Genomic DNA, 5,701 nt, shown 5'->3' with positions numbered 1-5,701 from the left:
ATCAATAACGCAGTATAAATCGCTTTTAAACCAACCCGTTGGGCGTTTCACAGGCACTTACTCTCATCGTTGTTACTTCTTAAAAGGGACTGCCATTCTTGCAAAGTAACGCCTTGATATTAAGCCCCTGTGAAACGCTGAATTCTGTATCTTGAGGTGGCTTGGGTATATACGTGATTCTTTTAATGATTAATATTAGCTGATGCAATGCAGTGAGTGTGTTAGCATTTAAGTATTATGATTGCGCATGCAAAACGCTCCAAGCTCAGGACTAAAAATATGAAAAGCCAACAGCAAGATCCTATTTATACTCAAATTTCTCAAATAAAAGATGCCGTTGCAGAGGTTTTAGAACACGCGAAAAAACTCGGTGCTACTGGCGCTGAAGCGGCGATGTCGAGCACCTCAGGTTTATCAGTTAGTACCCGCATGGGTGAAGTCGAGACCATTGAATTTAACCAAGATGGTGGGCTGGGGATCAGTGTGTACGTTGGTAATCACAAAGGCTCTGCGTCAACAGCTGATTTAAACCCCAAAACACTGCGTACAGTGGTAGAGAAAGCCATTGATATCGCCAAGTTTACTTCAGATGATCCACATAATGGCGTAGCCGATAAAGACCTACTTGAATTTGCTCCGCTTGATTTGGATTTATACCACCCGTGGGATGTCAGCCCTGAGCAGGGCATTGAATTGTGTCATGCTGCAGAGCAAGCAGCGCTTAATGCCGATGCGCGTATTGTTAATTCAGATGGCGCCAGTTTTTCATCGCATCAAGGTTTACGTGTGTATGGTAATAGCCATGGTCTTATCACAGGTTACCCGCGTACTCGCCACAGCATTAGTACTATGGTGATTGGTAAAGATGGTGAGCAAATGCAGCGAGATTCAGCTTATACCGTAGCGCGAGACCAAGCTGGTTTGAAAGATGCTGCGGCAGTAGGTTTAGAGGCTGCGAGTGAAACTCTTGCTAAGCTCAATAGCAAAAAATTAGGTACCATGAAAGTCCCAGTTGTTTTTCGTGCAGATATAGCTAATTCATTGTTTGGTCACTTGGTGTCTGCAATAGGTGGTGGTGCGCTGTATCGTAAATCGAGCTTTTTGTTGGATAGCCTTGGCACGCAAGTATTTAATAAGTGCGTTAATATTTCAGAGCGTCCGCATATTTTAAAAGGTTTAGCGTCTTCACCATTCGATAGTGAAGGGGTAAAAACCATCGACCGTGAAATCATTCAAGGCGGTGAGCTGCAAACTTACTTATTAGCGAGCTACGCAGCCCGAAAAATGAATATGACACCTACCGGTCATGCTGGTGGTATTCATAACTGGTTAGTTGAACAAACTCATGCTGACTTAGCTGCGTTGTTAAAAACGATGGGCACCGGTTTATTGGTCACTGAGTTAATGGGCCAAGGCGTTAATACCGTAACAGGTGATTACTCGCGTGGTGCTGCCGGTTTTTGGGTTGAGAATGGCGAAATACAATACCCTGTAAGCGAAATTACCATCGCTGGTAAACTGCAAGATATGTTTAAAGGCATTAGTGGCATAGGCGGTGACATAGAGCGCCGTGGTGGAATTCAAACCGGTTCGGTATTGATTGAACAAATGCAGATTGCGGGAAGCTAGGTTTAAGCTATAAGTTTTAATTTGCGTAGGCGCGGCTTTATGCCGCGCAAATTTTTTAAAGGAACTAGGTTCTAGGAAAGACACTAGGGGTTAGGCCCTAAAACCTAGCACCTTTAACCTATATTGTTTTCTCATTAACCCTTATCCTCACACATCTTTTGTTATTAAATCTTTTATAAAAAACACTTTACCTCAATGTTACTTGAGGTTTTATTGTGGCTTTAATTACTTAAATAAAGGAATTTAATTATGTATTTAGAGCACGTAAATTTGGTAGTCGATGATGTTGAAGCTATGCTGCACTTTTATAAGGCGGCTTTTCCGTACTGGTCCATCAGAAGCCAAGGCGAAGGGGAGTGGCACGGTAAACCACGAAAATGGTTGCACTTTGGCGATGATTTTCAGTATTTAGCATTGAGTGATCATGGTGAACAACACAACCGTGACTTAACCGGACATCAAGTTGGCTTAGCGCACTTTGCTTATGTTACGAATAATATTGCTGCAGTAATTTCGCGTTTAGAAAGCGCTGGTTACAGTATTGATAAGCCAGGTGCGGTAAATCCATTTCGTAAAAATGTGTATTTTATTGACCCTGCAGGGTTTGAAATAGAGTTTGTTGAATATTTAAGTGATATTCCTAGTGAGCGTAATAATGATTTATAACATTAGTTTCGCGTCAGCAAGCTCAACGCCTACGGGTGTTAACGGTAATCTCAGTGTTTAATTACTCACTGTAGGCGAGTGGCTTGCCACCGCGATATTCAATATTGTTTCGGTGTTTTTGCGTCAGCAAGCTTAACGCCTACGGTGTTAACGTTAATCTCAGTGTTTAATTACTCACTGTAGGCGAGTGGCTTGCCACCGCGATATTCAATATTGTTTCGGTGTTTTTGCGTCAGCAAGCTTAACGCCTACGGGTGTTAACGGTAATCTCAGTGTTTAATTACTCACTTGTAGGCGAGTGGCTTGCCACCGCGATATTCAATATTGTTTCGGTGTTTTTGCGTCAGCAAGCTCAACGCCTACGGTGTTAAAGTTTACTTTGATGTTTAATTAATGACTTGTAGGCGAGTGGCTTGCCACCGCGATATTCAATATTGTTTCGGTGTTTTTGCGCCAGCAAGCTTAACGCCTACGGGTGTTAACGTTAATCTCAGTGTTTAATTACTCACTGTAGGCGAGTGGCTTGCCACCGCGATATTTAATATTGTTTCGGTGTTTTTGCGTCAGCAAGCTCAACGCCTACGGGTGTTAACGTTAATCTCAGTGTTTAATTACTCACTGTAGGCGAGTGGCTTGCCACCGCGATATTCAATATTGTTTCGGTGTTTTTGCGTCAGCAAGCTTAACGCCTACGGGTGTTAACGTTAATCTCAGTGTTTAATTACTCACTGTAGGCGAGTGGCTTGCCACCGCGATATTCAATATTGTTTCGGTGTTTTTGCGTCAGCAAGCTTAACGCCTACGGGTGTTAACGTTAATCTCAGGTGTTTAATTACTCACTGTAGGCGAGTGGCTTGCCACCGCGATACTCAATATTGTTTCGGTGTTTTTGCGTCAGCAAGCTCAACGCCTACGGTGTTAACGTTAATCTCAGTGTTTAATTACTCACTGTAGGCGAGTGGCTTGCCACCGCGATATTCAATATTGTTTCGGTGTTTTCGCGCCAGCAAGCTTAACGCCTACGGTGTTAAGCTTTAACTGTGTTTTATCTATTAATGTTTATTGATATCTTGCCAACTGGTTTTAAGGCTGTTGGCGAATGAGACAAACTTTTCTTTAATGGTGCGCTTAATTTTAATTTCCACAGAGCCCAGAATAACTTTTCCTTCGATAGTAATGGTTGGCCCTTGGTGTTTATTCAGTGACACTGATTTGTTTTCAACACTACCAATAATACTGAACAGTTTTGATACAACATTGACGTGTTCTGGCACATAAATTTCATCATTGCCTAGTAAGCAATTTACATGGATGGTGATATTTTGATGCTGAAATATGGCGTCAGTGAAATCAAGTTCAATAGAACCAAGTAAGTTCGTCAGGTGGATTTCTTTTGGTACTACCCATTGCCCACTGCGCTCGTTTGATCCTAAGATACTTCGCAAGTGCAATGTTTCATCGCTGCTTTTATTACTATAGTTTGGGCTAAACTGCGCACGTTTTTCCCACTGGTAATTACTATCGGTTGTTAATTCTAGGTCACTTACCAAATCAATTAAGCTTTGGTTATCTTTCGCAGCCATTGCCTGATCTAATCGACGTTCAAAAGCATCAGCTGAAATAACAGCATGACTGTAGTTATATATTAATTGATCAATAACTTGTTCACGCACTTGCTCAATTGGGCGATCTTCTAATTTCACAGTCATGATGTATTCCTTATAAGTGATGCTGTTGGTGTATTTTATGATTGCTCAGTACTGCAATAGTTAAAGCAAAGCTTAGGCCATTTATTAATTAGCTTAATAATCAATAATTTAAATTTATTTTTGTTAGGTGCGTTTGTTATATTAACGACAGATTAACGAATAATGCTATTAAATGGTTAATTTTGCAACGACCAGAATAAATTACCGAGCAGTCTGTAAATAATTACCAAGACTAAAGCTAGCGCTATATCAAATAAAGCTTAAGTTATTGATTTTAAGTGCTTTAAAAGTTGGCTTGATGTTCGCATTAATCATATTGTCTTTAATCAAAAGGAGAAAGATTATGAAAACATTTAACAAATCTATTATTGCAGCGTTAGTTCTTGGTACAACCGCTATGGGTGCGCAAGCAAACAGCTGGGAAAATGAAAGTAAAGATGCTTGGATTGATGGTAAGGCAGAAACGGTTCTGTTAATGAACACTAACTTAAACAACTTTGACATTAACACTGATGTAAAAAATGGCAAGGTTGTACTAACTGGTAAAGTTGAAAGTGAGCTTGATAAAGAGCTAGCGGAAGAGCTTATCTTAAGTCTAGATGGTGTAACTGATGTTGATAACGAGCTAACGGTCGTTAAAAACACGGACACAAAAAGCAAGAAGATGAAATCAGATAGCACAGAAAGTGATTTAACGGATGCTAAAATTACTACCGTTATTACAACACGCTATTTGTTTAATTCTGAAGTAGGCGGTACGGATATTGACGTAGATACCGATAAAGGTGTGGTAACGCTAAATGGTACTGTTGGTTCGGATGCTGAAAAACAGCTAGCGGTGAAAATTGCTAAGAATGCCGAAGATGTTCGCGATGTAGTTGATAACTTAACTATTGTAGCTGAATAATCTATAAGCCACGAATGCCCAGTTATGCTGGGCTTTCTTATATAAATTTCAGGGAGTGAGAGTCATGGATTTAATACGAATTATATTTTCAGTACTTATTCCACCACTTGGTGTATTTTTACAAGTTGGTTTAGGTGCTCAGTTTTGGATTAATATTTTGTTAACATTACTAGGGTATATTCCTGGTCTGATACATGCAATTTATATAATCGGACGTCGTTAGAGTCACAGTGTGAAATATAACAAGGATGAACAGCCAATAGATGGCAAGGAGTAACATTATGGATAACGTATTAAGGAAAAACCAACAAGGGATCGTAAAAAGCGCAAAGCCACTTTGGACGGCACAGCAATGGAAGGAACTAATGAATAGCGCATCAAGGAGCGAAGTAAAAGCAGCAAGGAATGGGCTTTAAATAAGTAGATATTAGAAGGATTTTGCTAGGATGTTATATACCAAAATTATAAGTGTATGTTGTTATTTTCATTAAGAACATCCACTTATAACCTTCCCCAAGAATGTTTAACCTCTCATTTTATTATAGTCATAGGTGTTTTTGCGTCAGCAAGCTCAACGCCTACGGGTGTTAAAGTTTATCTCGGTGTTAAATCACTTGTAGGCGAGTGACTTGCCACTGCGTTTTAAATGTGGCTCGGAGTTTGTACGTCAGCAAGCTTAACGCCTACGGTGTTAAGGTTTACTTTGATGTCTAATTAATCACTTGTAGGCGAGTGGCTTGCCACCGCGTTTTAAATGTGGCTCGGAGTTTGTGCGTCAGCAAGCTTAACG

At 40.3% G+C, this 5,701-nt stretch carries 6 protein-coding genes; 5 read left to right on the top strand and 1 reads right to left on the bottom strand.

Going from position 1 to position 5,701, the window contains the following annotated elements; all coding sequences use genetic code 11:
• Window positions 1-279 precede the first annotated feature (279 nt).
• Together pmbA and H5154_RS22200 are read left to right on the top strand one after the other, a co-directional pair.
• On the top strand, window positions 280-1,629 hold the full coding sequence (gene pmbA / locus H5154_RS22205; RefSeq protein WP_182719653.1) for a metalloprotease PmbA: 1,350 nt from the start codon (window positions 280-282) through the stop codon (window positions 1,627-1,629).
• Window positions 1,630-1,878: 249 nt separating this feature from the next.
• Window positions 1,879-2,295, top strand: a complete 417-nt coding sequence (locus tag H5154_RS22200) for a VOC family protein (RefSeq protein ID WP_149980586.1) — start codon at window positions 1,879-1,881, stop codon at window positions 2,293-2,295.
• Window positions 2,296-3,347: 1,052 nt separating this feature from the next.
• Here the strand turns inward: H5154_RS22200 and H5154_RS22195 are convergent.
• Window positions 3,348-4,004 (bottom strand): LiaF domain-containing protein, encoded by a 657-nt coding sequence (locus H5154_RS22195; protein ID WP_145236722.1) that lies wholly within the window; start codon window positions 4,002-4,004, stop codon window positions 3,348-3,350.
• Between the two features lie 343 nt (window positions 4,005-4,347).
• Between H5154_RS22195 and H5154_RS22190 the strand changes: the two genes are divergently transcribed.
• The 3 genes from H5154_RS22190 (at window position 4,348) to H5154_RS23890 (ending at window position 5,327) form a co-directional block, all read left to right on the top strand.
• Window positions 4,348-4,911, top strand: a complete 564-nt coding sequence (locus H5154_RS22190; RefSeq protein ID WP_145236725.1) for a BON domain-containing protein — start codon at window positions 4,348-4,350, stop codon at window positions 4,909-4,911.
• A gap of 64 nt (window positions 4,912-4,975) precedes the next feature.
• Window positions 4,976-5,134 carry a YqaE/Pmp3 family membrane protein gene (locus H5154_RS22185; protein ID WP_149980587.1) on the top strand — a complete coding sequence of 53 codons (159 nt, stop codon included), beginning with the start codon at window positions 4,976-4,978 and terminating at the stop codon, window positions 5,132-5,134.
• 58 nt (window positions 5,135-5,192) lie between these two features.
• Window positions 5,193-5,327, top strand: coding sequence for a hypothetical protein (locus tag H5154_RS23890; protein WP_259397404.1), 135 nt, complete (start codon window positions 5,193-5,195; stop codon window positions 5,325-5,327).
• Window positions 5,328-5,701: the final 374 nt, after the last annotated feature.

Origin of the sequence: Pseudoalteromonas sp. SR44-5 (genome assembly GCF_014163675.1) — a bacterium.
GTDB classification, from domain to species: Bacteria; Pseudomonadota; Gammaproteobacteria; order Enterobacterales; family Alteromonadaceae; genus Pseudoalteromonas; species Pseudoalteromonas rhizosphaerae.
The sequence above is the reverse complement of the archived record's forward strand: the minus strand, read 5'-3'. Positions and strand labels throughout refer to the sequence as shown.

Excerpts from the sequence above, each read along its gene's own strand:
- H5154_RS23890 (WP_259397404.1), top strand. The coding sequence starts at position 5,193 with ATGGATAACGTATTAAGGAAAAACCAACAAGGGATCGTAAAAAGCGCA.
- H5154_RS22200 (WP_149980586.1), top strand. The coding sequence starts at position 1,879 with ATGTATTTAGAGCACGTAAATTTGGTAGTCGATGATGTTGAAGCTATG.
- H5154_RS22195 (WP_145236722.1), bottom strand. The coding sequence starts at position 4,004 with ATGACTGTGAAATTAGAAGATCGCCCAATTGAGCAAGTGCGTGAACAA.
- H5154_RS22185 (WP_149980587.1), top strand. The coding sequence starts at position 4,976 with ATGGATTTAATACGAATTATATTTTCAGTACTTATTCCACCACTTGGT.
- H5154_RS22190 (WP_145236725.1), top strand. The coding sequence starts at position 4,348 with ATGAAAACATTTAACAAATCTATTATTGCAGCGTTAGTTCTTGGTACA.
- pmbA (WP_182719653.1), top strand. The coding sequence starts at position 280 with ATGAAAAGCCAACAGCAAGATCCTATTTATACTCAAATTTCTCAAATA.